Source organism: Collinsella sp. i05-0019-G5 (assembly GCF_042851345.1).
Lineage (GTDB): Bacteria > Actinomycetota > Coriobacteriia > Coriobacteriales > Coriobacteriaceae > Collinsella.
In genome coordinates, this window is sequence record NZ_AP031421.1 from 998665 (window position 1) to 1023782 (window position 25118).

34 protein-coding genes and 1 pseudogene are annotated in these 25118 nt (G+C 63.1%); 28 read left to right on the forward strand and 7 right to left on the reverse strand.

Annotation, left to right across the window (positions count from 1 at the left end; translation table 11 throughout):
- Window positions 1-71: 71 nt before the first annotated feature.
- From ACGHIZ_RS04455 to ACGHIZ_RS04465, 3 genes are all read right to left on the reverse strand, one after another.
- Window positions 72-602 carry a nitroreductase family protein gene (locus tag ACGHIZ_RS04455; RefSeq protein ID WP_390449439.1) on the reverse strand — a complete coding sequence of 177 codons (531 nt, stop codon included), beginning with the start codon at window positions 600-602 and terminating at the stop codon, window positions 72-74.
- 283 nt (window positions 603-885) lie between these two features.
- Complete coding sequence (locus ACGHIZ_RS04460) at window positions 886-1509, reverse strand: DUF47 domain-containing protein (protein ID WP_055251695.1); 624 nt, start codon at window positions 1507-1509, stop codon at window positions 886-888.
- A 67-nt stretch (window positions 1510-1576) separates the two neighbouring features.
- The gene (locus ACGHIZ_RS04465; protein ID WP_055251696.1) at window positions 1577-2626 is read right to left on the reverse strand and encodes an inorganic phosphate transporter; all 1050 of its coding nucleotides are present in this window, start codon (window positions 2624-2626) and stop codon (window positions 1577-1579) included.
- Window positions 2627-2912: 286 nt separating this feature from the next.
- Between ACGHIZ_RS04465 and ACGHIZ_RS04470 the strand changes: the two genes are divergently transcribed.
- The 5 genes from ACGHIZ_RS04470 (at window position 2913) to ACGHIZ_RS04490 (ending at window position 6691) form a co-directional block, all read left to right on the forward strand.
- Window positions 2913-3215, forward strand: coding sequence for a hypothetical protein (locus ACGHIZ_RS04470; RefSeq protein WP_390449444.1), 303 nt, complete (start codon window positions 2913-2915; stop codon window positions 3213-3215).
- Window positions 3216-3299: 84 nt separating this feature from the next.
- Entirely contained in the window at window positions 3300-3995 is a 696-nt protein-coding gene (locus tag ACGHIZ_RS04475; RefSeq protein WP_390449447.1) for a Bax inhibitor-1 family protein, read from the forward strand.
- A 137-nt stretch (window positions 3996-4132) separates the two neighbouring features.
- Entirely contained in the window at window positions 4133-5263 is a 1131-nt protein-coding gene (locus ACGHIZ_RS04480) for a TIGR02452 family protein (RefSeq protein WP_390449450.1), read from the forward strand.
- A gap of 77 nt (window positions 5264-5340) precedes the next feature.
- On the forward strand, window positions 5341-6000 hold the full coding sequence (locus ACGHIZ_RS04485; RefSeq protein WP_117786659.1) for an SGNH/GDSL hydrolase family protein: 660 nt from the start codon (window positions 5341-5343) through the stop codon (window positions 5998-6000).
- A gap of 79 nt (window positions 6001-6079) precedes the next feature.
- Complete coding sequence (locus tag ACGHIZ_RS04490; RefSeq protein WP_390449453.1) at window positions 6080-6691, forward strand: pentapeptide repeat-containing protein; 612 nt, start codon at window positions 6080-6082, stop codon at window positions 6689-6691.
- 202 nt (window positions 6692-6893) lie between these two features.
- Here the strand turns inward: ACGHIZ_RS04490 and ACGHIZ_RS04495 are convergent, their stop codons facing one another.
- The 4 genes and pseudogenes from ACGHIZ_RS04495 to ACGHIZ_RS04510 form a co-directional block, all read right to left on the reverse strand.
- Window positions 6894-8021, reverse strand: coding sequence for a hypothetical protein (locus tag ACGHIZ_RS04495; protein WP_390449455.1), 1128 nt, complete (start codon window positions 8019-8021; stop codon window positions 6894-6896).
- Window positions 8022-8408: 387 nt separating this feature from the next.
- Complete coding sequence (locus tag ACGHIZ_RS04500) at window positions 8409-9698, reverse strand: DUF4041 domain-containing protein (protein ID WP_390449458.1); 1290 nt, start codon at window positions 9696-9698, stop codon at window positions 8409-8411.
- 18 nt (window positions 9699-9716) lie between these two features.
- The gene (locus tag ACGHIZ_RS04505) at window positions 9717-10166 is read right to left on the reverse strand and encodes a LexA family protein (RefSeq protein WP_390449866.1); all 450 of its coding nucleotides are present in this window, start codon (window positions 10164-10166) and stop codon (window positions 9717-9719) included.
- Between the two features lie 57 nt (window positions 10167-10223).
- Window positions 10224-10349, reverse strand: a pseudogene (locus ACGHIZ_RS04510) (helix-turn-helix transcriptional regulator); the annotation flags it as partial.
- A gap of 117 nt (window positions 10350-10466) precedes the next feature.
- Here ACGHIZ_RS04510 and ACGHIZ_RS04515 point away from each other — a divergent pair.
- The 23 genes from ACGHIZ_RS04515 (at window position 10467) to ACGHIZ_RS04625 (ending at window position 25033) form a co-directional block, all read left to right on the forward strand.
- Window positions 10467-10670 carry a helix-turn-helix domain-containing protein gene (locus ACGHIZ_RS04515; protein ID WP_117790573.1) on the forward strand — a complete coding sequence of 68 codons (204 nt, stop codon included), beginning with the start codon at window positions 10467-10469 and terminating at the stop codon, window positions 10668-10670.
- A gap of 151 nt (window positions 10671-10821) precedes the next feature.
- Window positions 10822-11793, forward strand: coding sequence for a prohibitin family protein (locus tag ACGHIZ_RS04520; protein ID WP_390449461.1), 972 nt, complete (start codon window positions 10822-10824; stop codon window positions 11791-11793).
- An 11-nt stretch (window positions 11794-11804) separates the two neighbouring features.
- Window positions 11805-12017, forward strand: coding sequence for a hypothetical protein (locus tag ACGHIZ_RS04525; protein WP_055309833.1), 213 nt, complete (start codon window positions 11805-11807; stop codon window positions 12015-12017).
- Between the two features lie 285 nt (window positions 12018-12302).
- Window positions 12303-12551 carry a hypothetical protein gene (locus ACGHIZ_RS04530; RefSeq protein ID WP_006234222.1) on the forward strand — a complete coding sequence of 83 codons (249 nt, stop codon included), beginning with the start codon at window positions 12303-12305 and terminating at the stop codon, window positions 12549-12551.
- On the forward strand, window positions 12532-12672 hold the full coding sequence (locus tag ACGHIZ_RS04535) for a hypothetical protein (RefSeq protein ID WP_390449466.1): 141 nt from the start codon (window positions 12532-12534) through the stop codon (window positions 12670-12672). Before ACGHIZ_RS04530 ends, ACGHIZ_RS04535 begins: the two co-directional genes overlap by 20 nt.
- Complete coding sequence (locus tag ACGHIZ_RS04540; protein WP_390449469.1) at window positions 12669-13127, forward strand: RusA family crossover junction endodeoxyribonuclease; 459 nt, start codon at window positions 12669-12671, stop codon at window positions 13125-13127. Before ACGHIZ_RS04535 ends, ACGHIZ_RS04540 begins: the two co-directional genes overlap by 4 nt.
- Window positions 13128-13143: 16 nt before the next feature.
- On the forward strand, window positions 13144-13440 hold the full coding sequence (locus ACGHIZ_RS04545) for a hypothetical protein (RefSeq protein WP_390449472.1): 297 nt from the start codon (window positions 13144-13146) through the stop codon (window positions 13438-13440).
- A complete protein-coding gene (gene bet / locus ACGHIZ_RS04550) occupies window positions 13433-14332 on the forward strand; it encodes a phage recombination protein Bet (protein ID WP_390449474.1) in 900 nt (299 codons plus the stop codon). Before ACGHIZ_RS04545 ends, bet begins: the two co-directional genes overlap by 8 nt.
- Complete coding sequence (locus ACGHIZ_RS04555) at window positions 14332-15318, forward strand: DUF1351 domain-containing protein (protein ID WP_390449477.1); 987 nt, start codon at window positions 14332-14334, stop codon at window positions 15316-15318. The genes bet and ACGHIZ_RS04555 overlap by 1 nt, the downstream gene beginning before the upstream one ends.
- Before the next feature lie 3 nt (window positions 15319-15321).
- Entirely contained in the window at window positions 15322-15663 is a 342-nt protein-coding gene (gene mihF, locus ACGHIZ_RS04560; protein WP_390449480.1) for an integration host factor, actinobacterial type, read from the forward strand.
- Window positions 15660-16136, forward strand: a complete 477-nt coding sequence (locus ACGHIZ_RS04565; protein WP_390449483.1) for a single-stranded DNA-binding protein — start codon at window positions 15660-15662, stop codon at window positions 16134-16136. Before mihF ends, ACGHIZ_RS04565 begins: the two co-directional genes overlap by 4 nt.
- Window positions 16137-16245: 109 nt before the next feature.
- Window positions 16246-17136, forward strand: a complete 891-nt coding sequence (locus ACGHIZ_RS04570) for a hypothetical protein (protein ID WP_390449486.1) — start codon at window positions 16246-16248, stop codon at window positions 17134-17136.
- Window positions 17133-17375 (forward strand): hypothetical protein, encoded by a 243-nt coding sequence (locus tag ACGHIZ_RS04575; protein WP_390449489.1) that lies wholly within the window; start codon window positions 17133-17135, stop codon window positions 17373-17375. The genes ACGHIZ_RS04570 and ACGHIZ_RS04575 overlap by 4 nt, the downstream gene beginning before the upstream one ends.
- Window positions 17365-17598: a hypothetical protein gene (locus ACGHIZ_RS04580; RefSeq protein WP_390449491.1), complete on the forward strand. Its 234-nt coding sequence runs from the start codon at window positions 17365-17367 to the stop codon at window positions 17596-17598. Before ACGHIZ_RS04575 ends, ACGHIZ_RS04580 begins: the two co-directional genes overlap by 11 nt.
- A complete protein-coding gene (locus ACGHIZ_RS04585; protein ID WP_390449494.1) occupies window positions 17598-17906 on the forward strand; it encodes a hypothetical protein in 309 nt (102 codons plus the stop codon). Before ACGHIZ_RS04580 ends, ACGHIZ_RS04585 begins: the two co-directional genes overlap by 1 nt.
- A 79-nt stretch (window positions 17907-17985) precedes the next feature.
- A complete protein-coding gene (locus ACGHIZ_RS04590; RefSeq protein ID WP_390449497.1) occupies window positions 17986-18204 on the forward strand; it encodes a hypothetical protein in 219 nt (72 codons plus the stop codon).
- Entirely contained in the window at window positions 18201-18611 is a 411-nt protein-coding gene (locus tag ACGHIZ_RS04595; RefSeq protein ID WP_390449500.1) for a hypothetical protein, read from the forward strand. Before ACGHIZ_RS04590 ends, ACGHIZ_RS04595 begins: the two co-directional genes overlap by 4 nt.
- A gap of 358 nt (window positions 18612-18969) precedes the next feature.
- Window positions 18970-19323, forward strand: a complete 354-nt coding sequence (locus ACGHIZ_RS04600; protein ID WP_390449503.1) for a hypothetical protein — start codon at window positions 18970-18972, stop codon at window positions 19321-19323.
- A gap of 118 nt (window positions 19324-19441) precedes the next feature.
- Window positions 19442-19867 (forward strand): helix-turn-helix domain-containing protein, encoded by a 426-nt coding sequence (locus ACGHIZ_RS04605; protein WP_390449506.1) that lies wholly within the window; start codon window positions 19442-19444, stop codon window positions 19865-19867.
- Between the two features lie 3 nt (window positions 19868-19870).
- Complete coding sequence (locus ACGHIZ_RS04610) at window positions 19871-21067, forward strand: PBSX family phage terminase large subunit (protein WP_390449509.1); 1197 nt, start codon at window positions 19871-19873, stop codon at window positions 21065-21067.
- A 4-nt stretch (window positions 21068-21071) separates the two neighbouring features.
- Complete coding sequence (locus ACGHIZ_RS04615; protein WP_390449512.1) at window positions 21072-22505, forward strand: phage portal protein; 1434 nt, start codon at window positions 21072-21074, stop codon at window positions 22503-22505.
- Complete coding sequence (locus ACGHIZ_RS04620; RefSeq protein ID WP_390449515.1) at window positions 22505-23407, forward strand: hypothetical protein; 903 nt, start codon at window positions 22505-22507, stop codon at window positions 23405-23407. The genes ACGHIZ_RS04615 and ACGHIZ_RS04620 overlap by 1 nt, the downstream gene beginning before the upstream one ends.
- Window positions 23408-25033 (forward strand): hypothetical protein, encoded by a 1626-nt coding sequence (locus tag ACGHIZ_RS04625; RefSeq protein WP_390449518.1) that lies wholly within the window; start codon window positions 23408-23410, stop codon window positions 25031-25033.
- Window positions 25034-25118: the final 85 nt, after the last annotated feature.

The following is a 25118-nucleotide window of genomic DNA, read 5'->3' on the forward strand; positions in this document are numbered from 1 at the left end:
GCACGTAGTGGCGCAGAGCTCGGCGAATGGGTGAGCGGTCAAGGGTAGGTTTTAAGGCATGTCCCAAAAATCTACTTGAGGAGGAAGTTGGGGAGGGGAATGGTACGGGCCTCGCGATGCTCGGGATCGGCGATGTGGTCGGCAGGATATCCGCAGACGAGCATGTGATAGGGATAGACGCCCTTGGGCAGATTGAACTGCTCCTGTGCCACCTCAGGCTTAAAATGGCATACCCAGCACGTTCCCAGGCCCTGCTCGGTGGCCTCCATCATCATCTGATCGCACACGATGGACGTATCGATTTCACTGGAATTCATCTGGTCATACGGGCGTACCCAAGCACCATCGGTAACGCTGCAAATAAGAAAGACAAGCGGAGCCCCAAAGATAGACCCATCACGAGCAAACCGAGGCTGACAAGCAGCAGCCTTCTCCAGAAGCTCAGGCGTATCCAACACCATCACACGGGTTGGATGATTATTGCAAGCAGAAGGAGCAATCCGCCCCGCCTCAACAATGGCATCCACCACAGCCTGCTCCACAGCCCGATCCTCAAAAGAACGACAAGAATACCGACCCCGAGCCAGATCCAAATACGCCATACAAGCCCTCCAACAATTAAAAATCAAACAAACCCAAAGTAACCCAAACAGTACCCAAAGCAGCAATCAGCCAAACGCTCATCAAGGGCCAAAGTGTCCGAACGGGTACCATAGGTCCCTTCAGCCAAACCCCCATCGCGCTAAATCTATCAGCTAAAGTTCCCAATGGTGGTACGTAAGGCGAAGGGCCGGCCACGGTTTACTTTCGAACGACTCTGCAAAGCAGCCGGAGTGAGAAAGCAAACCGTGGCCGGCCCTTCGCCGCCGGGACACGTACCCCCAATTAACTGTTCTTCATGACAATCGAATCCACGACATCGGCCACATTCTCGCAGCAGTCGGCGCAGTACTCCAGGAAGGCGTACACGTCACGCCAAGCGATGACCTCGAGCGGGTCCTTGCCGTTAACGTGCAGGTTACGCATGGCGTTGATATAGAGCTCGTCGGCCTCGGACTCGATGGTGTTGATCTGGATGACGAGCTCGCGCAGCGTCTTGGACTTGCGGTAGTTAGGCAGCTCGACCATCAGGTCCTTCATGGCGCGGCAGGCGTCGGTCACCTTGTGGGCGATGACGATGGCGTCGGGATGGATGCTCTGGATGTTGGTGAAGTAGACGCGCTGCACGACGCCCTCGATACGGTCGAGCACGGTGTCGAGCGAGCAGCTCATCAGATCCAGGTCCTCGCGCTCAAGCGGGGTGATAAAGGCCGTGAGCAGGGCGTCCTCAAGCTCATGGTGCTTCTTGTCGGCCGCATGCTCGATCGCGTGCATCTTGTCGAGCATATCGTGAATCTTCGCGGGATCGAAGTTCTCGAAAATCTTGGTAAGCAGCTCGGCGGCCTGGACGGCGAGGTCGGCGCAGGCGACGTAGTTGTCAAAGTAGAACGAATCGGGTTTCTTTGCCATGAGTGGGTCCTTTCGAGGCGAAGACGGGTGGGCGAGGTGTTACGGTCCGGATGGACGTTCGGTTTGACTAGATGAACATCATGAACAGCTTGGCCATGACAAAGCTGATGAGTCCGCAGGCGGGGAAGGTGAAGAACCAGGTGAACATCATGTCCTTGACGACGCCGAAGTTGATGGCCGAGAGGCGTTTGACGGCACCGACGCCCATGATGGCGCAGGTCTTGATGTGCGTGGAGGACACGGGGATGCCGGTAAGGGTGGCAAGCAGCAGGTTCGCGGCGCCCGCCAGGTCGGCGGAGAAGCCCTGGTACTTTTCGAGCTTGACCATGCTCTGGCCAACGGACTTGATGATGCGCTCGCCGCCCACGCTGGTGCCGATGCCCATGGTGGCCGAGCATAGCAGCATAATCCAGATGGGGATGCCGGCATCGCCGACGCTCGTCTGGCCGCTGGCAAAGGCCACGCCTAAAAAGAGCACGCCGATGAACTTCTGTCCATCCTGCGCGCCGTGCATAAAGCTCATGGCCGCAGCGCTCGCGATCTGAGCGTATTTAAAGAAGACATTGGCACGTCGCCTGTTGGCGGCGGCGAAAAGAATCGAGACGAGCTTGCACAGGACCCAGCCCATGACAAAGCCCAGACCGATGGAGAGCGCCAGGCCGTAGATGACCTTCATCCACTCGTGGACGTTGACGCTGCTCGCACCGCCGAGGGCGATGGCGGCACCGGTCAGGCCGGCGATAAGGCTGTGGCTTTGCGAGGTGGGGATGCCAAAACGCGACGCTGTGGCGCCGTAGACGACGATGGAGAACAGCGCCGCGCACAGACAGGCGAGCGCCATGGTGCTGTTTCCGCCAAAGTCGACAATATGGGAGATGGTGTTGGCGACGCTCGCGTTAAAGTGCGTCATGATGAGCACGCCCAAGAAGTTGAATGCGGCACTCATGAGAATAGCGGCGCGGGCGGGCATGCAACGCGTAGTGACGCAGGTCGCGATGGCGTTGGGTGCGTCGGTCCATCCATTGACGAAGATGGCGCCGAGCGCGAGGATCACGGTGACGGCAAGGACTGGGTTCGACACAAGTTGGCCGAGGAAGGTTGAGAACGTTACGTCCATATATGGGCTTTCTCGAAGTTTGCAGGCACGTTACAGAAACATGATAAATCGTATCACCTCCTGCGGGTTTCTTTACCGAGTTCTGATGGGAGCAGTGAATTTTTTGGCACTAAAATTGAATATTATCCCTGTTGACCGCGGGTGTTCTTTTTGCTAACACGCCATGCGGACACATGCGATCGCTCCGACACCCCAAAACCACAGCCTGTTCGCTTTACAAAATGCAAACATGCGTTCGATAATAGGAGGCATGGAATATCGACAGACAGATGGCAAAACTCGGCGCGTGCACAAGCAGTATGTGGACGTCGTGGCTCGCATCCTCGCGGGCGGACAGGTCGTGCCGGTCACCGTCTGCTGGGTCGACGGTCGTTGCTTTACGATTGACGAGATTGTCTCGACCACTGGGTTTGGCCTGACGGTTCACGGCATCCGTACGGCAACCTATAAGGTGCGTTTTGGCGGGCACGCGACCGAGTTATATCTGGAGGACCAGGCGTGCGGACGGCCGGACGGCTCGCAGGCCCACGTGATGCGTTGGTGGGTCTGGGCGTTTGACCGCACCCTCGAGGGCGAGCGCCGTAAGTAGGGACGCACGGCGTTCGGCTACAATGGTAGGAATCTTGTCATCTGCTGCGCCGTCATTCGCGGCGCTTTTTGAAAGGACGAAACTATGAACGATATCCAGGGCTATCAGAACGGCCCCGTCGAGACCGGCGCAAGTCGCGCCAAGGAGATGTCGCCGCGCGCGTACAATCTCGCCATATCTGCCCTGATCTTCTCGGGCTTTTGCGCCATGGGCGCCGGCGCCTACTTTACGAGCACCATGGCGTTTGCCCGCATGATGATGAGCGGCGCCGCTTTGCCGCTGGTCTTTGGCTCGTTTATTTTGACCATCGTCGGCATTGTCATGATGTCGGCTGCCGCGGGCAAGCAGTCTGTGGGCCTGTCGCTCACGGGTTACGTGATCTTTGCGAGCACCTTTGGCCTGACCGCGTCGTTTGGCCTTGCCAACTACGACCTGCCCACCATCAACACCGCCTTTATCGCCACCGCCGCCATCACCTTTGTCTTTGGCGCGCTGGGCGTGACCTTCCCCAAGTTCTTCCAGCGCGTGTACGGCATCGGTTTTGGCGTTCTGCTTGCCACGATCCTGGTCGAGATCGTGCTGATGTTTATGGGTGTTTCGCAGTCTATTACCGACCTGATCGTGATCGTGGTGTTCGCCGGTTTTATTGGCTACGACACCTATGTGGCCACGACGGTGCCGCCCACGCTGCCCAACGCTGTGCTCATGGCGTCCAACCTGTTCGTGGATATCATCAACGTGTTCCTGCGTATCCTGAATATCCTTGGTCGTCGCGACTAGCGGCGAGTTGCAGCGGTGCTTGCCGCGTGCGTAAATCAATGCGAAAGGCGGTCCTTCGGGGCCGTCTTTTTTGTACATGGCGGGGTATCATGGATGGGAAAAACCGAAAGCGGCAGCGACAGGAAAGGTGACCACTCATGGCAGATGTCGACAACAGGAACCGTAACCGCAGGCCCAACCGCGCGGGACAGCCCAACCCCAAGCGTGAGGCTCGCGCAAAGGCCGCCGAGCGCCACGTGGCGGCTGTGTCCGAGGCGTGTGCCAAGGATATCGAGCGCTCGCTTGCCGGCGTTCGCGAATTCGACGGTATGCCTGCCGGCTTTGTCGCGGCGATGAAGGCCAAGGCCCAAGCGGCTGCGGCTGCCGAGGAGCCGGTTGCCGAGGAGTCTGAGTCCGCCGAGGTCGAGGCCGCTGAGGTTGCGTCCGTCGAGGCCGAGGTCACGGACGAGTCTGCGCCTGCCGAGGAACCCGCAGAGACCGAGTCCGCGCCTGCCGAGGAGCCCGCTCCGACCCTGCCCGAGGTCACCGTGCTTGATGCCTCCGCCACGCAGGCCATTCTGGACAACGGCCGTGGCTATGCGCAGTTCTGCGACATGGCAGTGCTCGCCTTTGCCTCGTTCACCAACCCGGGTGGCGGCTACATCCAGGGCTATCTGGGCCAGGAGGCTACGCTCTGCGCCGATTCGTATCTGTACAACGTGCTCGACAAGCAGCGCAAGTGGTATGGCGAGAACCGTCGCCGCAATATCAACTGCGAGCTCTACCGCAACCGTGCGCTGGTAGTGCCTGCGGTGCGTTTTGACCGCAACCACGTGCATGCGTATGCCGATGTGATCGTGGCCGCCGCGCCCAATGCCAAGCGCGCACGCCAGGAGTACCGCGTGAGCGACGATGCGCTGCTGGACGCGCTGCGCGACCGTATCCGCTTTGTGCTCGCCATCTGCGACGAGCTGGATCGCGAGAAGCTCGTACTGGGCGCTTGGGGCTGCGACAACAACGGTTTTGATGCCGAGGCCGTGGCCGAGATTTTCCGCAAGGAGCTCGCATCGGGCGACTTCAAGGTCAAGCGGGTCTTCTTTGCTGTGCCCTCTACGCGCTGGGATGAGGACTTCGCCAAGTTCGAGCATGTGTTGGCAAGCTTCCCCGAGCGCAACGAGGAGTCCTATGCCCAGGTTGCCGCCCGCGCCGCAGCCGCTCGTGCCGCCGAGCAGGCCCAGGCTGCCGCCGAGGATGATGAGGATGAGGACGACTGGCGCAAGTACCTGTAAGCGGCGCGCGTGATGTGATATGCCAAGCCGACGGGAGGGATCGCCCCGTCGGCTTTTTACTGAATGGGGAGCTCAAGATGAAAAACGTTCTGTGCTTTGGTGACAGCAACACCTATGGCTATGATCCGGCTGGTATGCGCGATGGCACTGCGGTGCGCTATGCGCAGGATGTGCGCTGGTGTGGTGTGGCCCAGCGCGACCTGGGTGAGGGTTGGCATGTGATTGAGGAGGGGCTCAACGGCCGCACGACGGTGCGCGACGATATGTGCCATCTGGACACCAACCTCAACGGCATTCGCGCGCTACCGATGCTGCTCGAGGCCCATAAGCCGCTGGACGCCATTGTGATCATGCTAGGCACCAACGACTGTAAGACGGTCTTTAACGTGACAGCTTCCGATATCGCCCGTGGCGCTATGGCGCTGATTCGCGCCGTCCGCGCGTTTCCGTGGACCAACGCCGCGCCTTGTCCACGCATTCTGCTGATGGCTCCTATCAAGATCAAGCCGCAAATCGCCGATGTGTATATGACCGACTTTGACGAGCATTCCGTCGAGGCCTCGGAGCATTTTGGCGAGTACTACGCGCACGTGGCCGAGCAGTTTGGCTGCGACTTTTTGAATGCCGCCGAGTTTGCCGAGCCGGGCGATATCGACTACCTGCATATGATGCCCGAGAGCCACGAGAGCTTGGGACATGCCGTGGCAGCCAAGCTCCAAGAGATGCTCGGTGAGTAGCGCAGCCTCAAGCCACCACAAAGGGGACAGACGCCTTTGTGGTGGCTTTGCCCGGGTAAACGAACGGCTTGGCTCCCATATGGGCATGGACGAGCTCATCGACCTCTTTGCCGAGGGCGATGAGCTCGTCTCCAATACCGCTTTCGAAGATTTGGATCTTGCCTATGACGTTGCGAACGGCGCGACCTTCGATGGCGTCGTGTTCCGGTCTTGCGAGTTCGATGGTGTTGACTGGAGCGGCTCGACGTTTCGCGACGTGGTGTTTCGCGGTTGCCGCTTTATCCGCTGCAACATGGAAGGCTGTTGGCTCAATCGCTGCGACTTCGTCGATTGCTCGGCACCGGGACTCAACTTGCTCAGGGCGCGTCTGTCGAGTGTGTCGTTTGGATCGTGCGACTTGAGCTACGCAAATCTTTCGGAGGGGCGTATTGGCCCTATGACAGCATGCGATACACGTCTGAGAGAGGCTGCGTTTCAGGGTGCCAAGCTGGGTCAGATACGCCTGGATGGCTGTGACCTGACGCGTGTTGATGTGTTCAAGACGTCGCTTTCCGGCGTTGATGTGTCGCGCTGTACATTTGCAGCGCCCGTTGTTTCGGGCGATTACCATGAGTTGCGTGGCCTGACGGTCAATGCCGAGCAGGCGCTGGCACTCTCGGGCCTGCTCGGCATCCAGCTCGCCGACGAATAGGCGCTCTGGTCCTTTGCTCGACCGCTATCTAAAATCAAACCGTCGCAACATTCAATGATTTTTCGCGTTTGCACGATTTTCATCGAATGTTGCGACGGTTTTTGGTGCAAAGTAGCCTGTCTCTTTTTGGCAGGTTACTGGCTATTTAGTACTGCCACAACTAACTGCGTGCCATCTACCTGCGGCTTTGCGGGGGAATATCCTAACTTATCCCAAGCGCGTCGAAGGCGGCGCGGACGACCTGCTCGGCGGTGGGGCGGATATAGTGCCGTCCCGATACGCCGGGGAGGGCGTGGCCCATCAGCATCTCGATGAGGTCCCACGGCAGGCGAAGCTCGACCTCCGCTATCGTACGCCACGAGTTGCGCAGGTTCGACCACGGGATGTGCTCGATGCCGCGGGCGGAGCAGAGTTTCCGCCAGCGGTCGTTGCAGATGCTCCGGTTCATGGGCAGCCCGTCGCCCCGGTCGCTCAGCCACTCGCGGCCCTCGGCGGCCCGCGCCGCCGCTATCTCGACGAGGCGCTCGGCGGCCTGCGGCAAGATCACGACGGTGCGCGCGGACTTGGCGGTCTTGAGGGCGCCCACCGGTTCGGTGCCGGACTGCTGCATCTGGCGGCAGATGTCGGCGGAGGCGAGGACGGTGCCGCTACGCTCCCAGTGCAACACCTCCTCGGTGCGCACGCCCAGCGACTCGCCCGAGCGGCAGGAGCCGAAGCACGCGAGGATGAACGCGGGCTCCAGGGGGTTGCCGCGCAGTGCGACGAGGACGTCCAGGGCCTCGTCGAGGGTGTAGACGCGCTTTGAGCGCTCGCGGGTCTTGCGGGTGGGCATGGTGTACCTGATGCTGGCGGCGAAGGGGTCGAGCGGCAGGCGGATGAAGGTCGAGACGCAGGCGTAGACCTTGCGCAGGGTGAGCAGGGCAGTGTCGGCGGTGGCGGCGGGCAGTGTCAGCAGCCAGTCCTGCAGCTCGACGGCGCGCAGCTGGTCGACGGGCATTGCGCCCCAGCGGGGTCCGACGTAGTTCTTCCACGACCGCAGCACGAGGTCGCGGGTGTTGGGGGCGAGCGTCCCCGCCTCGACCTGTGCGGCCATCTTGGGGACGAGCCACGTCTCGTAGGCCTTGGCTATGGTGGGCACGGGCGCGTCGTCGGCGTGCTCGACGTGGATGCGGTCGAGTTCCGCGCACGCCTCGCGGTAGGTTCCGTACACGGTCTTGGTCTTGCGCCTGCGGCCCTGCGGCGTGTTTTGCATCCAGCGCAGGACGTACTTCTTGCCGCGCCTCATCTCGGTCACGGAGCCCCAGACGCGGCGGCGCTGCTTCTTTGTCATATAATCAGATCCGTTCAGATCGCGGGCTTATTCTCCGTTTCGCCCGGTTCTGACCTCGGCCCCGTCTCACGTTCCAAAGTGCAGGGGCCGTCTCCTTGGTCTCGGGGCCTCGGCATCAGCCTACGGTCCCGAGATTTTTCGCTTTCATGGGCATCACCTCCCTAGATGTAGACGCATGGGGTCTCACCCTTGCCGGCCCCCAATCTCCACAACGTGTTCGGTTTACATTTCGTCGCGATTGGGCGACAATCTGATTAGCTCATCCACCGTGTGTGTGAAGGAGTCCCCAGGAGGCGTCCAGGCGGCGCCTCCTGCTTTTATGAGTTAGCCCTTTGCTTACAGCTCAGGACGTGGCCAGCCTCGGGGCCGAAATCCGGGGCTTTTTCTTTAGGCGAGCGGGTGGAAAATGCCCCTCTCGCGCAACTTCTCGCTCGTCCGGTACTGTTCGGCGTCGGGCACGCTGTGGAACTCGACGGTCTTGTCGTAGTTCGCCTTGACGACCTCCTCGATCTCATCGAGCGACACGCGGAAGAACTCCCTGCGCTGGTTGACTATGTTCACCTTCCTGTCCTCGAAGGCCCGGTGCAGCGCCGCCTCGAGCTTCGGGGCGTCATCGCAGAAGATGAGCGCGTGCACGTCGAAATTGAACGGGACGGACGCGTCTCCGAGCTCGCGGATGCGGTCCATCGGCTCAAGGCGCCTCGTCATCCCGATCTTGTAGACGCCCTCACCGAATGAGCCGATGTTGGAGATTACGTATACGAAGCCTGCCTTCTGGTTCGCCTCTCGGTAATCGACATCCGACACTGCCCTGTCCACGTCGTCGAGCTTCGCCTTGAGCTCCGCGGCCTTCTCCTCGAGATCGGCGCGCTCGTCGTCGCCGGCATCATTCAGGCGTGCCGAGATGTCCTTGTACGCCTTGAGGTACTGGGAGCGCTCCTTCTCGAGCTTCTTGCGCTCGGCCGCTATCTCGCGCTCGAGCTTCCGGGCCTCGCGCTCCTGCTCGCGGGCCTCGCGCAGCGCCTCCTTCTCCTCCTCTTTCTCCTGTGCGAACTCGAAGGCCAGCTGAACCTCCTCCTGCTTGAGGAGGACGTATGCGGCGGGGATGGATATGCCGATGGTCTTGCCGTTGCGGTTGATGGCTGCGGCCGACTTCTCGATTCTCTCGAGCGAGCGCTCGACGTTGGTCGCCTTGACTTTGCGCACGATTTCGTCGCACTCGCCGTTGTACGCCATCATGAGCAGCTTCGAGATTTCGCGGACCATCGCCTTACCCTTCGAGGCGCTGCCGTTGACCGTCCAGGACGTCTTGTCCGCGGCCTTACTGAAGCTCTTGACGGCCTCCTTCTGTTTCCTGCGGCATCGGTCGAGGGCGTCCTTGTAGTGAGTCGAGTCGGCGAAGTCGAAGCGCGGGCGGTACAGGCCGAACTCCTCGACCAGCAGCTCGTCATCGAGGGCGCGCGACTTGGACTCCTTTTCCTTGACGATGGCATCCAGTTTGCCGTTCTGCTTCTCCAGCTTCTCGAGCGAGGCCTTCTCCTTCTCGATTTTCTTCCTGAGGTCCTCGGCCTCGCGCCTGAGCCTATCCGCGTCCGCCATCTCCGGCGTGAGCATGGACTCGAGCTCCTCTACCCGCTGCTTGTACTCGGTCGCCTTGAACATGTCCCTGAAAGCCATCGGTTCGCCTTTCTGTCTCTAATATCTCTTGACCTCGCTGGCCTGGTGCCACTTGACGACGCCACGGAAGTTCACGCTGGCGTTCTCCGGATCGTCGAACACTATGTCGGTGTAGCCGTCCTCGTAGCTGTCCGGCGACAGCACGAGGGTCGACGCCCCGCGGTAGTAGCTTCTAAGGATCATCTCGCCGTTGTACTCGGCCGCCACGGCGTCGCCGTTGCGCGGTTCGCATCTGGGGGAGAGCAGTGCGTTCTCGCCGTCGGCAAACCTGCGATTCATGCATGAGCCGCGCACGCGCATGAGGTAGGCGTCCGGGTCGTTGACGCGCTCAAGGACTGAGATCGGCACGTCAGCGACCTCGTCGGGACCGAATTCATCGGTGAACTCGCCTGCGTGCCCGGCGACGAGCACGGGCAGGGTCACGTACTGGGCGCCGTTGGGGCGCACGTGCTCCGGGGTCTCTCCCATTAGGTCGGCTGCGCTCGTTCCAAGAAGTTCGGCAAGCTGCCCTAACTTGGTTAGGCGAGGCTTTGCCCGACCGTTTTCCCATGCTCCGATGGCCGCTGCTGACACGTCGAGCTTTTCGGCGATGTCTAGCTGGGTCAATCCTGCTTTTATGCGTAGCGACCGAAGCTTCTCACCAAATTCCATAGTGCCTCCTAACTGGGTCGCTTTTATCCTAAGCAAAAATAATTTTGGTTTAAAGAAAAAAGTAATTGTGGTTTGACCAAAATTAGATTATGATTAGGTCAACGAAAGGAGGAACGGATGCAGAACCTTAAGGAGTTTCGAGAAGCGGGGGCCAAGCGATTCCAGAAAAAGGAAATCGCCGCAGCTTTGGGAGTTACCGAGCCGACGCTTACAGCCATCGAGGATGCACAAGCGGACAAGCTTACGGCCACGATGGCAGACAAACTAGGTAAGCACTTCGGCATTGACGGCAATATTTTTTTGGGAATCGACCCTAAATAAATTAGGGTGCAAACGAAACGGAGAGAACCATGAACGAGAACTACATCGACATCGAGCTGGGCGGCTGGAACGTCCCCGAGGCCATCACGGTCGAGGCCGAGCCCGTCGAGGCCCGCGACTTTTCCGACTTCGAGCTGTAGGGGAGGGCGACATGATTCAACTGATTATCGGAGCTGGTCTGGGACTCGGCGGCGTGGCCGCCGCCGTCGCCATCAAGCGGTATAACGAGGCCGAGCGCGAGAAGGCCGCCAGGCCCGCGGACTATTGGGGCAACAAGTACGAGGCCCGCATCGTCTCGCCCGCGTGCGCCCTGCCCCTCATCCTGGCAGGTGCCGCCATCGCCGCCGCCGCCTGCCTCTACACGCAGGACACCGGCGAGGTCTGCGTCATCCGCAACCTCGGCGGCTCGCTCGCCGGCTCGACCTCCGAGGCCGGTTTCCACGCCAAGGCCCCCTGGCAGGACGTCGTGACCTACGACACCCGCAACAACCTCATCAACTTCTACGGTGACACCGACTACAAGGTGGACGGCGGCTCCTACGAGGGTAAGCAGGTCTCCATCAACGACAGGTCGGGCGCCAGCGCCAACATCGACATCCAGGTCAACTACTCCCTGAACCCCGACGCCGCGCTCAGCCTCTACAGCGAGTACGGCACGCAGGAGAGCTTCGTGGAGAAGTACATCTCCAACGACGTCCGCGCCGTCACCCGCGAGGTCTCGGGCGGCTTCGACACGGTGACGATGCTCACCGACCGCTCCCAGTTCACCAAGGCCGTCCAGAAGGCCCTCACCGAGAAGTGGAAGGGCATAGGCCTCACGGTGGAGCAGGTGAGCGTGCAGGACGTCCGCTACCCGAAGAACATCACCAAGAGCTACAGCGAGGCTCAGGCCGCCGAGGTCGCGAAGCAGAAGGCCCAGAACGAGCAGGAGACGGCCAAGGTCGAGGCCGAAACAAAGAAGATCGAGGCGCAGGGCGAGGCGGACGCGAACGCGGTCCTCGCGAACTCGCTCAACGACCAGGTCCTCCAGCAGCATTACATCGACGCGCTCAAGAGCATCGGAAAGGACGGCAACCTCGTCGTCGTGCCCGAGGGCTCCCAGCCGATCGTGGGCACGAAGTAGGGGCGGCGGCGATGTTGAACCTTATCCATGCGGCCGTCCGGGTCTTCCTCGACGTTCTCGCGGTCGCGTTCGTGCTAGAGCACACCCGCGAGCTTCATGAGAAACATCGCGAGATCAACGACGCGCCCAAGCAGGTCGCAGGCGTCGTTGATGAACCCGGCGAGGACGATCGCGGCGCTGATGCGAGGGTGCCGCTCGACCCAGTCGACGAGCCGCACGAGTAGGGGGCCCGCTGGTCGGACGTGCTTCGGGCGATATGTCTGCTGTCTACGAATCATGGCCCGAAGCCTAACGCGTGTGTAACGCGTTAACGCGGGTATTGCCGCTCAGGCAATACCCGCGGGCCCCATCCCCGGGGCGGCACCGTTGCCCCGCGGCTCTCCGATAACCATAGCCGCGGGGACGTTCCCTACCGGTGCCGTGCCGGGGGCGAGGCCCCGGAAAGACAAAAAAGGAGCCGCCCAGTGTGGAAAGCAGGGACGGCTCCCTGACCTGAAAGGAGGTCACTCATGGATTCTAGCAGAGCCAAAACGTTCCAGCAGATGGCCGACGAGCTTGGCATCAGACACAAGCTCATGTACACGCTGCGCGAGGCGTCGAGGGTGACGGGGGTGCCATACGACACGCTGCGCATCGAGTGCAAGGCGGGCCGCCTGCGCTCGCAGCTGCCCGAGGGGCGCAAGGTGGGGCGCATGGTGCGCCCTGAATGGGTGGAACAGTGGATCGAGGAGGGAACGCATGGCATCGAGGCTGCTTAGGTGCGCTGCGTACATCGCGCTCCTGTTCGCGGTGTACGCGCTCATGCCGTACGTCCTGCGGGCGATGCTGCTCGCGGCGGATGGCATCCGCGTCGTGCTCGGAATGGGGTCGATGCTGTGATCGGAAGGAACTTCGCGTTCACCGTCCCGTTCGTGGCCGGCAAGCTTCGCCACAGGCTCGACCGACGCCACGCGCGGATGTACACGCCCACCGAGACCATCCGCAACGAGGCCGCCATCCGCGACGCGGCGCTCAAGGCCATGCGGGAGGCGTACCCGGGTCTCAAGGGGATGCTGTTCCCGTTCAGGGTCCCCGTCGCGGTACGCATCGACGCGTACGGCCCGCTGCCGGAGTCGAGGCCGAAGAGCATCACGTCGGAGCCTTACACGTTCAAGCCGGACGCGGACAACATAGCCAAGCTGGTGCTGGACGGGATGAACGGGGCTGTCTGGGGTGACGACAACCAGGTGGTCGAGCTCCACGTCGTCAAGTGGCCTCGTCGGCGCGGCGTTGAGCCGCACATGGACATACAGGTATATCGCGGCTGGGCAGACCCAGCCGCAGAGAAAAAGTAGAAACGGAGACATAGAAATGAAACGCAAGGCACTCAAGGAACTCATGAGGCAGGCCGTGGGCAACGTCCTCATCAACGCGGAGTTCAACGCCGAGGCGCTCAAGAAGGATATCGACCCCGCGGTGCTCCGCGGCGTCGCCTACGGCATGGCGGTCGCGCCCGTGCTGATGGACGAGGAGCCCATCGAGTTCGACCGAAACTTCCTGGCCGTCATCATCGCGTACGGCAAGAGGTGCGAGGACGTCTACGCCGAGAGCGGCGCCGTCGCCACTATCTCCAAGCTCTACGGATGCGAGGTGAGTGTCGATGAGTAACGAAGTCATCGAGTTCAAGGACGACGCGGGCATGCCCGTCAAGTTCACCTCGCAGGACATCCGCGAGCGTCTGTGCCCGAACGCGACCGAAAGCGAGCTGGCGCTGTGCGTGGAGCTGTGCAACCGCCAGCACCTGAACCCCTTCACCAAGGAGGTCTATCTGGTCAAGTACGGCAACGCCCCCGCGAGCATCATCACGGCCTATCAGGTGTTCAACCGCCGCGCGAACCGCCAGCCAAATTACGGCGGCATCGACAGCGGCGTCGTGGTGCTCCGCGACGGCGAGGTCGTCAAGAAGAAGGGCTCCGCCGTCTACAAGATGATCGGGGAGCAGCTCATCGGCGGCTGGGCCGAGGTCGCGTTCACCGACGGTAAGAAGCCGGCCTACGTCGAGCTGGCGCTCACCGACTACAGCACCGGCAAGAGCAACTGGGCGAAGATGCCCGGCGTCATGATCGACAAGTGCGCCAAGGCTGCGGCATGGCGCCTTGCCTACCCCGACGAGTTCGGCGGGATGTACACGGGCGAGGAGATGGACCAGAAGGTCGAGCGCGACATGCACGCCGGCACTCAGGCCGTCGAGGCCGAGAGCGTCGAGCCCGTGGCCGACCTGCAGCCCGTGCGCGACCTGTTCAGGCCGTTCATGGCGGCGACCGCGCTCGACAGCGCCGGGGCCATGGCTGCCATCTGCGCCGCCGTGGGCTGCACGTCGGGCTCCATGCACGACATGACGCTCATGCAGGCGCGCCGCGCGGCCTTGTGGATGGAGGAGGAGATCGCGGCCCGCAAGGCGCAACCCGAGCCCGCCGCACCCGAGCCGGAGCCCGCGCCCGTCTATGAGCCCGCGCCCGCTGAGTACGCGACCGACGACGACTTTCTGGGAGGCTTCTAATGGCAGACGAGGTTTTGGCGGTCGAGGCCGTGCCGCTCGAGGAAGACTTCGACACGCTGGTGGCGTCTCTCGCCATCGACGACACGCTCGAGGACAAGCTGGCAAAGCTTAAGAAGAACGTGGACGAGAAGCTGGCGGACTACATGGACGTCAAGCGCATCAAGAAGGACGAGGACTTCAAGGCGGCGAAGAAGTACCGCGCGGCTGTCAACGACGTGAAGAAGCCCATCGAGGCGCAGCGAAAGGCCGCGAAGAAGAAGTACAGCGACCTGCTCAAGACGTTCGACAAGACCATCGGCGAGATCACGGCGCCCATCGACAGGCTCTCCGATGAGTACAAGGCCGAAATCGACCGATACGACGGCGAGTGCAGGTCCCGCCGCCTCGCCGCGCTCAAGGGCCACTACTACGACCTCGCGGGCGAGATGGGGCCGCTGGTGCCATACGAGCGCATCGCCGACGACAAGTGGCTCAACGCGAGCTTCGGAGAGGTCAAGGCCAAGAACATCATCGAGCGCCGCGTGGGCGAGCTGCTGCACCAGTTCAAGTTCGTCAACGGCCTGGACTACGCGGACGAGTCCGAGAAGGCGTGGGCCGTGGCGTGGTGGACGATGACCCTGCCGACGGACTCGGGCGAGGTTGCGGCTGCGGTCGCCGCGCACCGCGATGAGGTCGCCAAGGCCGCCGCGCTTGTGTCGACCTACGAGCAGGCGATGGCGCCCGCACCGGAGCCCGAGCCGGAGCCCGCGCCGCTGCCGCTCGACCCCGAGCCGCTGCCCGCCGAGGAGCCTGAGCCGCCCTTGGGCGTGCCGAGATGCGTGCGGGTGGTGCCGTCGCGCCCCGAGCCGGATGTGGCCGAGGATGCGGCCCCAGCACCGCAGGGGGGCTACCGCGTTGTCATCGAGTGCGCCACGGCGGACGAGCTGCGCCGCGTGAGGGCCGTCATGGTCGACAACGGCATTCACGGATACGTCGAGAGGATGTAGGACATGGAGGAGAAGAACCTGCCGCCGACCCGAACGCCGGAGCAGCGCAAGGAGGCGATGGCGAAGGCCGTCCACACGCGCCGCGAGCGCGCCGCGTTCAAGGCCGCCTGCAAGGCGGGCAACATCCCGCCCGAGGCGGCCATCGAGGCGCCCATCGCGCAGAGGCTCAAGGTCGAGGAGTTCGCCCGCTCGTTCCCGGGCATCGGCACGGTCAAGGCGAAGGTGATCGTCAAGGCGCTTGACATCCCCGATGGTCGCCGCGTGAGCGGCCTGGGCTACATGCAGGGGCCGCGCCTTGTCGCGTTTATCAAGAACAACATGACCGCGAAGGAGGACGGGCAGTGAGCATCAACCGAGTGAACATCAGCGGCAATCTGACCCGCGACCCCGAGCTGCGCGCCACCGCCGGCGGGACGCAGGTCCTGTCCTTTGGCGTGGCGGTAAACGACCGCCGCCGCAACGCGCAGACGGGCGAGTGGGAGGACTATCCCAACTTCGTCGACTGCACCATGTTCGGCAACCGCGCCGAGGCCGTTGGCCGTTTCCTCGCCAAGGGGATGAAGGTCGCGATCGAGGGCAAGCTGCGCTACAGCTCTTGGGAGCGCGACGGCCAGAAGCGCTCGAAGCTCGAGGTTATCGTCGACGAGATCGAGGTTATGGTGCGCCGTGAGGGGCAGACGCAGGCCCAGCCGCAGCAGAGCCTCGCGGACACGGTGCCCGTGCAGCCACAGGCGCAGGCCGCGCCGCAGTGGAGCGCCCAGCAGGCCTACGCCGCGGTCCCGCAGTCCGAGCTCTACGACGAGGACGTGCCGTTCTGATGAGGCACGTACCCGACATCATCCGCGACCACTGGGGGGCGGCCCTGTTCGCCGCCTCCTTCTCCGCGGGTTTCCTGTTCTTCTCTTCGCTTCTCTGGGGGTGGTTCTGATGGCCAACGACTTCACGGTTTTCGCCAGCTCGATAGCCGAGCTCTACGACGATTACGATCCGAACGACCCCGAGGACATGAGGGAGCGCATGATGCTCGCGGACGCGGTGCTCATGTACGGCCTCCACGGGGTCGAGATCGAGCTGCCCAAGAGCGTCAAAAGGGCCTTCAAGGGACTCAAGAACGCCATCGACAACTCCAAGAACAAGCGCGAGCAGGCCAAGAAGGGCGGCAGGCCGCGCAAGGCCAAGACCGAGCCGGAGCCCGAACCTGAGCCTGAGCAAAAACCCGAAACCGAGGTTTCCGAAAGCGAAAACCTAGGTTTTGAAAACGGGAAACCTAGGTTTTCAGAACCCGAAACCGAGGTTTCCGAAAGCGAAAACCCTAACCTAGCCTGTCCTAGCCTAGCTTTACCTAGCCTAGCTTGTGTTGATGGCACGCGCGGCGGCGACGCCGACGGTTTCGCCCCGCCGACACTGGACGAGTGCCGCGCGTACTTCGCCGCCAACTGCATCAGCGGCGACCCCGACAAGTTCTGGGCGCACTACGAGTCGCAGGGCTGGATCCGCTCGAACGGGATGCCCGTGACCTCGCTCAAGGCTGCGGCGATGCTGTGGAACGGCAACCAGAAGCGCCTCGACGCCGAGGCCCATGCCCGCGGCAAGCCGACCGACGCCGAGATTCAAGCCGCCACGTTCAAGCCGACGAGGACGCCCGAGCAGACGAGGGCGGAGCTCGAGCGCAGGTGGCGCGAGGAACATCCGGGCATCGACCCGGCGAAGGTGAAGGCCCCGAGGGGGACGACCGCCGACCCGGTGGCGCTCAAGGCGTACCAGGACGCGCGGCGTCTGCTGGATGCGAGGGCCGCATGCGAGAGGAGGGCGTCATGAGCTTGGGCGACGAGAGGAGCGAGAACATGGGCAGACCGAAGGGGTCCGCGAGCATCTACGACGACGGGCCGCGCAGCGCCCGCTGCGAGACGTGCGGGTTCTGCGCCGTGAGCGAGGCGGTCATGACGGCGTCCGGCGAGGGCCGCAAGCGGTACACGTGCATGCGCTGCCCCGACTTCGTGCACACCACGCAGGGGCTCGCGAGGTGCAACTACTGGGAGGCGCGCCATGAGGGCTGAGTCGCGGGACATGCGAGGGGGCAACGTGCTCGTGTGCCGCCAGTGCGGCAGGCGGTTCCGCGCGAGGGGCGCCCGCCAGCGGTACTGCTGCGGCTGGTGCGAGAACGTGGCTCACAGGAACGAGAGCAAGCGGCCCGTGGACGTGTACCTCGGGACGAGGAGCGAGTCGGGCTGCGAGGTCAACGCCATGCGCGCCGCGCTGGCTGAGGGGAGACGAATCTGATGGAGACTTTGGAGCAGATCAAGGCCGACGCGGTCGAGGTGTTCCATTTCGACCGCGAGTGCAGGCCGCAGGACAGGGCGCACGCCTATCTGGGGAAATACCGCGTCAGGCGCGGCTACAACGACACGGCGATGCAGGTGGCCGTAGTCGACATGATCGAGCGCGCCTATGAGGCGGGAAGGGCGGAGGTCGCCGACGCGAACCTCGTGCAGAATCTGCGCCGCCAGCTGACGAGCATCGAGGCGACCGTCGGGGATGCCATCGACCTGCTCGACGAGAGCGTAGGGGGGGCGGACTGCGATGAGTGACTCGAGGGTCGGCGGCTACCCGATGGGGGTGACCGACGCCACTATCGAGCGCCATTTCGGCGGGGACTGCGAGCCTCGGATGTGCGGGAACTGCAGGCACTTCTGCGGCAGCGACATCCACGTCGACTACGGCTACTGCCACCTCGAGTTCGAGCGCGCCTACGACGCGGAGGCGCCTGACCGCAAGGAAGGGTTCTGGCGCCTGGCGAAGTGGGCCGTGGCGTGGCTCATGGAGAACCTGCTGTACTGCGAGGACGAGTGCGGCGAGTGCCGCGACTACGAGGAGTTTGGGCTATGAATATCGAATTGCCGAAAGATGCCGAGGGACGCGAGATTCCGCTGGACACTGAGGTTCTGTACGACCTATGCGGAACAAAGGTGAGCGTGAAGGAGTTTCACTTCAGAACGTTGGTAGAGAGCCAGAAAATCGAATGGACGATTAAAGCCGAGTACGAAGGCAACTTGTACTACAACAGCTTCAAGCCGAAGGACATGCATATCGCGTTGCCCGACACTTGGGAGAGGCTGCTTGAGGACTTGAGCGAGGCAGGTGACGCGCGGTATTACGAGGCTTGCGCCTACTTCCACAGAGACAAAGACGAAGATGGCTGCGCATCGTGCCCCGGTGGCGAGGACGGCTGCGGTCGAATTGCCATGCGCGACATTGCAGACCGTATCCGCAAGCTGAGGGGCGAGGGCGAATGAGCTGCTTTTTCTGCGACGGCCCTCGCGTCATGTCAACATACGACGCTCCGCATAATGGCTGCCAAAACGTTCCGATTGGGACTATGACACTGATGCGCGGATGCGATGGTGAACCGATGGTCAAGGTTGAGCTGGATACCGAGATTGAGCTTAGTGTCTCGGCTGATGGGGACATGCTTGCGTATGAAGCCGTCCATTGCCCGAAGTGCGGGGCGATAATCGAGCGCCGTGCGTGAGGTAGTCCCCGGCGCTTGGTATGGTAGCCGAAGCAAACCGAGCGCGAGGGGGTATGCGAATGGCGTGTAGGCCACCTGTAGGAGATGGGCCGAAAGGCCCATCTACAAAGTCAACACATCCGTTGAGGGACGAGTGGGCGCTCCGGAAGGGGCGCTCCTCTTACGTCCTGTGGACGGACGAGATGATAAGGCGGATGCAGGCGCACCCGGAGCGGACGGCGGCGGAGATCGCGGCGGAGCTGAGGGTGACGCCGAGCGCCGTGAGGCACGCGCGGCAGCGGTACGGGCGCTTTTCGACCGGAACGGATGGGCTGTGCATCGTGTGCGACGCGCGGCCCGTGTTCGACACGTCGGCGCAGGCGAAGAAGTGGAGGCTGTGCAAGGGGTGCTATCTGGCGGAGCGGAAGAGGCAGCTCGATGAAGAGGCGGAGAGCAACCGCATACGACAGGCCGCGCACAGGAAAAAGGTCGAATAGCCGAAAGGCCCCGGAAAACCGGGGCCTTTTCTTTGAACGTTACCCCCTTTTTACGCTCGTGGGCAAACGCACGTGCTTGTCCACGAGCGTAAAAAGGTGGGAACGTTCGCGTTTCCATATGGCTATCTACCAGCGGAAATGTGATTTTGTGGCGGGAAAAGGGCGTGAAAAACTGACCAAGGAGGGCATAGAGGATGCCCTCCGCCTGTGCCGCGTCGGCATGACCGACAAGGACATCGCCGCATATCTCGGGGTGGCCCCCGAGACATACAGCCGCTGGATTAACCACCCCAGAACCGACAATCAACGTCAACTGTGTCAAGCCATGAAAAAGGGCGAGGTCGAGCGCAAGGCGACGCTCGTGGGCCGCATCATGGATGCGAGCGGCGACAGCTGGCAGGCGGCGGCGTGGCTTCTCGAGCGCAAGTACCCGCAGGAGTACGCCAAGGCGCAGCGCATCATGGACACCACCGACACGGCGGTGCTCAAGGCCGCCAAGGAGCTGGTTCTGTCCGTGCCGTCCTCAATCGGCGGGGACGAGTAGCCGATGCCGCTCACGAGGATGCAAGGCGAGTATCTCGCCAACTGCACGCACCGATACAACGTAAAATGCGGGGCGACGGGCTCGGGAAAGAGCTACGTCGACATAGCCGTGACCATACCGCAGAGGCTTCTCGCCATGAGGGGCGAGGGGCTGGCGGTGATGATCGGGAACACCCGCTCGACGCTCGAGCGCAACATCCTCGAGCCGATGCGCTCCCTTTACAGCGAAGACGTCGTCAGCCAGATCGGGCGGGACAACACGGCCCAGATATTCGGGCGCAAGGTCTACTGCCTCGGGGCGGATAAGAAGACAAGCGTATCCAAGATTCAGGGCGCCACGTTCGAGTGGGTCTACGGCGACGAGGTCGCCACGTGGAGCGAAGACGTGTTCCAGATGCTCAAGAGCCGCCTGCGCTGCGAGCATAGCTGCTTCGACGGCACCTGCAACCCCGACAGCCCGAACCACTGGTTCAAGCGGTTCCTCGACGGCGACAGCGACATCTACAGGCAGGACTACACGATCTGGGACGGCGCGCTGGCACCGGATGTGGTCGAAGCCCTCATCAAGGACTACGGCAGCGGCGTGTACTACGACCGCTACATCTTGGGCAAGTGGACGTTGGCCGAGGGTCTGGTCTATCCCGAGTGGGAGGGTGCCCTAGAGAGTCGATATACGGGTAGCGCCGCCAAGTACGCGGTGTCTTGCGACTACGGCACGCAGAACGCCTTCGCGGCGCTGCTGTGGGCGTATGACGGCAAGGTGTGGCACGCGGTGGACGAGTACCGCTACTCGGGCCGCGACACGGGGCATCAGAAGACGGACGCCGACTACGTGGCCGACATGGCCGACTTCGTGCGCGGGCTGGGCAAGCCGCCCACGTTCATCATCGACCCGAGCGCCACGAGCTTCATCGCCGCGATGCGGCAGGCCGGGTTCAAGACCAAGAAGGGGCGCAACGACGTCGCGGACGGCATACGAGAGACGGGGGTGTGCCTGGGCAACGGCACGGTGCGCATCTCCGATGCCTGCGCGGGGCTGATAGGCGAGCTCGGCGGCTACTGCTGGGACGCCAAGGCGGACGGCGACAGGCCTGTCAAGGTCGAGGACCACAGCTGCGACGCGCTCCGTTACGGCGTGGCAACACTGCGCATGTACAAGCCTGCGAAAGAGCAGGTAAACCCATTCTTTGGAGGGAGGTAGCGGCTTGTCTAAGGGGCCTTTGGTGACCGATGGCGACCTCAAGGCGGCGGCGTCGGCGACGGCGTTCGCGGCAGACGCCATCGAGCGGCACATGTCGAGCGAGATGTACCGCAACGCCGTCACCGCGAACGAGTACTACCGCCAGCACAACGTCACGATCAACCGTTTCGTGCAGAAGATCTACTCGTGCTCCGGTGCCGAGGCCGAGGACTTCACGGCCTCGAAGCTGAGGCTGGCGAGTAACCTGTTCAAGCGCCTGAACGTCCAGCGCTGCACGTACTCGCTCGGTAAGGGCGTGAGCTTCGTGGACGTCTCGGCGGGCGGCAAGGACACGACCAAGGAGGGGCTTGGCGACCGCTTCGACGACGACGTCATGGAGATGGGGCTCAAGGCGCTCATCCACGGTGTGTCGTTCCCGTTTTGGAACCTCGACCACATCGACGTGTTCACCGCCGACGAGTTCTGCCCGGTGTGGGACGAGTACTCGGGGGCGTTATACGCCGGTGTGAGGTTCTGGCGGCTCGACTCCGACCACCCGTGGCACGCGACCCTCTACGAGCAGGACGGCTACACGGAGATGGTGTCGGGCGGCAGCGGCTTCGACTTCGAGGTGGCCGAGGCCAAGCGCGCCTACAAGGTCACGTATCAGGAGATACCGGCGGACGGGATGAAGCTGGCTGTCGATGCGGAGAACTACTCCCGTCTGCCCATCGTGGCGGTCTGGGGCGGCGACGCGCACCAGAGCACGCTCGTCGGCATGCGCGAGAGCATCGACGCCTACGACCTCATCAAGAGCGGCCTGGTGAACGACACGCGCGACTGCGCGCAGATCTACTGGCTCATCAACGGAGCCGGCGGTATGGACGACGGGGACCTCGACCTGTGGCGGGCGAAGCTCAAGCTGACGCACGTGGCCGAGGTCGACGCCGAGCAGGGGCAGTCCGTGACGCCGTACACGCAGGAGGTGCCCGTCGAGGGCCGCAAGGAGACGCTGGCGCAGATCAAGGCCGACATCTACGAGGACTTCGGCGCGCTGGACGTCCATACCATCGCGGCGGGGGCGACCAACGACCATATCGACGCGGCATACCAGCCGATGGACGAGGAGGCCGCCGAGTTCGAGCGCCACATCCGCGAGGGTATCATGGACATCCTCGCATTGCAGGGCATCGAGGACACGCCCGTGTTCACGCGCGCCCGCATCAGCAACACCAAGGAGCAGGTCGAGACCGTGTGCCTAGAGGCCGAGTGGCTGGACGAGGAGACGATCCTGCGAAAGCTGCCGAACATCACGCCCGACGAGAGGGCGAAGATTCTGGAGCGAAAGCAGCGGGAGCAGGAGGAGCGCATGGCAGCGCTGCCGCCCGCCCTGGCGGCGAACGCGAAGGGTGCCCAGGAGGGCGACGAGGACAACGAGGATGAGGAAGGTGATGAGTGATGGCGGCATTGCAGGTGCTTGACGGCGAGCTATGGCAGTGGGACACCGGGCGCGAGGTCGAGGTTGTCGGCTGCGAGCAGGTGCATTTCGCCAAGTCGACCACGGGGACGTGCTACACGGTCGCGGTGGCCGACAGCAAGGCGAAGATTCCCGACGAGCTGCTCCAGGCGGCTGGGCGCGTGTACGCATGGGCCTACATCACGGACGAGGCATACGGCGGGCGCACGCGCATCGAGGCGCTCTGGGACGTAAAGAGGCGAGCCAAGCCCGCCGAGTACATCTACGAGCCGAGCGACCAGCGCACCATCAAGGACGCAGAGACGGCGCGAGACGAGGCCAAGGCCGCGCAGAAGGCGGCGGAGGCCGCACGCGACAGGGCCGTCGCCGCCGAGGTCAAGGGGGCACGAGCCACGACGCTCGCCTCGGGCTCGGAGGCAACGGCGACGATGGAGAACAACGTGCTGGTCGTCGGCGTGCCGAAGGGCGACGCGTTGAGATATAGCGACCTCACCGCCGAGCAGATCGCGGAGCTCAAGAAGCCCGCGACGGACGCGGCGGCTGGCGTGAACAAGGTCAACAACGAGTTCAAGCAGCTCAAGGCTTCTGTCGAAACGGCGGAGAAGGGCCGCGACGACGCCGAGGCGGGGCGCAAGGAGAAAGAGACCGAGCGCGGGCAGAACGAGACGAAGCGCAAGGAGGCTGAGGCGGGGCGCAAGACCGCCGAGCAGAAGCGCGAGCAGGATTCGACCAAGGCCCTCGCCGACGCGCAGGCGGCGCTCAAGGACGCCAAGACGGCAGCCCTGAACTACCAGTCGATTATCGACTCGGCGGCTGCCGTGACGGCGCTGGGACTCAAGAAGGTAAACGGCAAGATTTGCCAAATGCGAAAGGTAGGTGCCTAAATGGCCGATACGCAGGCAACCGAGCAGGCAACCGAGGGGTTCGAGTACGCGGACCCGCTGGCATCGGACAAGGCGGTGTGGGCGCTTGTCGGCGCGGTGAAGAATCTGGGCGACCAGAAGTCGCTCGAGCGCGACGCCTCGACGGGCCGCTACTCCAACGAGAGCGTCGCCGCGATGGTCGACAAGCACAAGACGGGGCTGGTGTACACGTTCCTCATCCCGGCGGGCAGTCCCACCGACATCCAGCCCATGAGCGCTGCCGCGAAGCGCGTGGCCTCCACCGAGTTCGTGTCCGCGACGGCGACGAGCGCGGCTGTCGACCCGTTCGACGCCGAGGGCGGCCCGTGGTTCCACGTGTCCGCCAACGCCGGTGCCGACGCCGACGGCGTGCCGTGGGTCGAGGCTATCGACGGCGTCGACTACGGCTTCTCGCGCGTGGACAACGGACACGGCAACAACGTCTACGAGATCGCGCCGGTCGTGTGGCAGGCGGTCGAGGTGCTGACGAACGGCAACCTGCTCGTCTCGTGGTCCGACAGCCGATTCAGCGGCTCGCAGCCGAACCCCAAGGCGTTGCTGCCGGACGGCACGCTGCGACCGTACATGCTGACGCCGACATACCCCATGAGCATCGACGCCGACGGGCGCCCGCGCTCCGTCTCGGGCGCGAAGGTCGCCAACCGCACGACGTCGCACGACTCGCTCGTGGACCTTTGCAAGACCGCGACCACGGGCTACTCGGGCATGAGCGTCTATGACCAGTGGTATATCAACTTCCACCAGTTGACCAAGACGCTCTGCAAGTCCTCCCAGGTGGACTTCCCGGGTTGCACGGACTTCAACATCCAGATCCACCCCGCGCTCGCCGAGACAGGCGTCACGCGCGTGGTCGTCACCGCCGAGCAGGCGGCGAAGATTCCCGTGGGTGCGTCGATGATGTACGGCACCGACACGGGCACCACGTGCCCAGACCGAGGCGCCGCGGCGGCGTACGACGTGTTCGACGGCGCGGTCGTCGGCGGCAAGGAGACGCTCGCAGACGGCAACGTGGCGCTTCTCATGGACGTCGCCAAGGCGTTCGACACGACCGTGAACACATGGCTCCAGAGTGCGCCGTGGTGCACGGGCAACACCGATGCCCTCGTTGGCGACGGCCAGGTGGCGAAGGACGGCAAGCATCCGTTCAAGGCCGGCGGCGTCGAGACGGGGCTGGGCCTGTGGGAGTTCATGGGCGATACGCTCTTCGTCTCCGACGGCATGGGCTTCGGCATCGCGGTCAACCCCGACACACGCAATGAGAAGAAGAACGCCGTGGCGGACGGGGTGACCCCGACGGCGGCGTGCATGCCGGCGGCAGATGGCTACATGCTCGACATCCAGTTCGTCAACGGCCTCATCTTGGGAAAGGGGCTCGGCGGCTCGGCGACGACCGGTGTCGGTGACTACTTCTACTTCGACACCTCCGGCGGCAAAGTCAAAGGCACAATCCGTCTGGTTCAGTTCCTCGGCAGCCTGGGGAGCGGCTCGGCGGCTGGTCTTCGTTGCGCGAACTCGTGGAACTGGTCTGGCGGGGCGGGCTGGAGCTTCGTCTCCCGGCTTTCTGCTACGGGCCGTAGCCGGGGGTGAATCAGGGCGTAGCCCTGAGAGGGGGCTGGCCCCCTCCTAACTCCAAACAGGGATTCACGGTGAGGGCGGCGCTGGTTTCTGGTTC

Coding starts and splice junctions, on each gene's coding strand:
- ACGHIZ_RS04455 (WP_390449439.1), bottom strand. CDS start 602: ATGGCGTATTTGGATCTGGCTCGGGGTCGGTATTCTTGTCGTTCTTTT.
- ACGHIZ_RS04460 (WP_055251695.1), bottom strand. CDS start 1,509: ATGGCAAAGAAACCCGATTCGTTCTACTTTGACAACTACGTCGCCTGC.
- ACGHIZ_RS04465 (WP_055251696.1), bottom strand. CDS start 2,626: ATGGACGTAACGTTCTCAACCTTCCTCGGCCAACTTGTGTCGAACCCA.
- ACGHIZ_RS04475 (WP_390449447.1), top strand. CDS start 3,300: ATGAACGATATCCAGGGCTATCAGAACGGCCCCGTCGAGACCGGCGCA.
- ACGHIZ_RS04480 (WP_390449450.1), top strand. CDS start 4,133: ATGGCAGATGTCGACAACAGGAACCGTAACCGCAGGCCCAACCGCGCG.
- ACGHIZ_RS04485 (WP_117786659.1), top strand. CDS start 5,341: ATGAAAAACGTTCTGTGCTTTGGTGACAGCAACACCTATGGCTATGAT.
- ACGHIZ_RS04490 (WP_390449453.1), top strand. CDS start 6,080: ATGGGCATGGACGAGCTCATCGACCTCTTTGCCGAGGGCGATGAGCTC.
- ACGHIZ_RS04495 (WP_390449455.1), bottom strand. CDS start 8,021: ATGACAAAGAAGCAGCGCCGCCGCGTCTGGGGCTCCGTGACCGAGATG.
- ACGHIZ_RS04500 (WP_390449458.1), bottom strand. CDS start 9,698: ATGGCTTTCAGGGACATGTTCAAGGCGACCGAGTACAAGCAGCGGGTA.
- ACGHIZ_RS04505 (WP_390449866.1), bottom strand. CDS start 10,166: ATGGGAGAGACCCCGGAGCACGTGCGCCCCAACGGCGCCCAGTACGTG.
- ACGHIZ_RS04515 (WP_117790573.1), top strand. CDS start 10,467: ATGCAGAACCTTAAGGAGTTTCGAGAAGCGGGGGCCAAGCGATTCCAG.
- ACGHIZ_RS04520 (WP_390449461.1), top strand. CDS start 10,822: ATGATTCAACTGATTATCGGAGCTGGTCTGGGACTCGGCGGCGTGGCC.
- ACGHIZ_RS04525 (WP_055309833.1), top strand. CDS start 11,805: ATGTTGAACCTTATCCATGCGGCCGTCCGGGTCTTCCTCGACGTTCTC.
- ACGHIZ_RS04530 (WP_006234222.1), top strand. CDS start 12,303: ATGGATTCTAGCAGAGCCAAAACGTTCCAGCAGATGGCCGACGAGCTT.
- ACGHIZ_RS04535 (WP_390449466.1), top strand. CDS start 12,532: ATGGCATCGAGGCTGCTTAGGTGCGCTGCGTACATCGCGCTCCTGTTC.
- ACGHIZ_RS04545 (WP_390449472.1), top strand. CDS start 13,144: ATGAAACGCAAGGCACTCAAGGAACTCATGAGGCAGGCCGTGGGCAAC.
- bet (WP_390449474.1), top strand. CDS start 13,433: ATGAGTAACGAAGTCATCGAGTTCAAGGACGACGCGGGCATGCCCGTC.
- ACGHIZ_RS04555 (WP_390449477.1), top strand. CDS start 14,332: ATGGCAGACGAGGTTTTGGCGGTCGAGGCCGTGCCGCTCGAGGAAGAC.
- mihF (WP_390449480.1), top strand. CDS start 15,322: ATGGAGGAGAAGAACCTGCCGCCGACCCGAACGCCGGAGCAGCGCAAG.
- ACGHIZ_RS04570 (WP_390449486.1), top strand. CDS start 16,246: ATGGCCAACGACTTCACGGTTTTCGCCAGCTCGATAGCCGAGCTCTAC.
- ACGHIZ_RS04575 (WP_390449489.1), top strand. CDS start 17,133: ATGAGCTTGGGCGACGAGAGGAGCGAGAACATGGGCAGACCGAAGGGG.
- ACGHIZ_RS04580 (WP_390449491.1), top strand. CDS start 17,365: ATGAGGGCTGAGTCGCGGGACATGCGAGGGGGCAACGTGCTCGTGTGC.
- ACGHIZ_RS04585 (WP_390449494.1), top strand. CDS start 17,598: ATGGAGACTTTGGAGCAGATCAAGGCCGACGCGGTCGAGGTGTTCCAT.
- ACGHIZ_RS04590 (WP_390449497.1), top strand. CDS start 17,986: ATGTGCGGGAACTGCAGGCACTTCTGCGGCAGCGACATCCACGTCGAC.
- ACGHIZ_RS04595 (WP_390449500.1), top strand. CDS start 18,201: ATGAATATCGAATTGCCGAAAGATGCCGAGGGACGCGAGATTCCGCTG.
- ACGHIZ_RS04605 (WP_390449506.1), top strand. CDS start 19,442: ATGGCTATCTACCAGCGGAAATGTGATTTTGTGGCGGGAAAAGGGCGT.
- ACGHIZ_RS04610 (WP_390449509.1), top strand. CDS start 19,871: ATGCCGCTCACGAGGATGCAAGGCGAGTATCTCGCCAACTGCACGCAC.
- ACGHIZ_RS04620 (WP_390449515.1), top strand. CDS start 22,505: ATGGCGGCATTGCAGGTGCTTGACGGCGAGCTATGGCAGTGGGACACC.
- ACGHIZ_RS04625 (WP_390449518.1), top strand. CDS start 23,408: ATGGCCGATACGCAGGCAACCGAGCAGGCAACCGAGGGGTTCGAGTAC.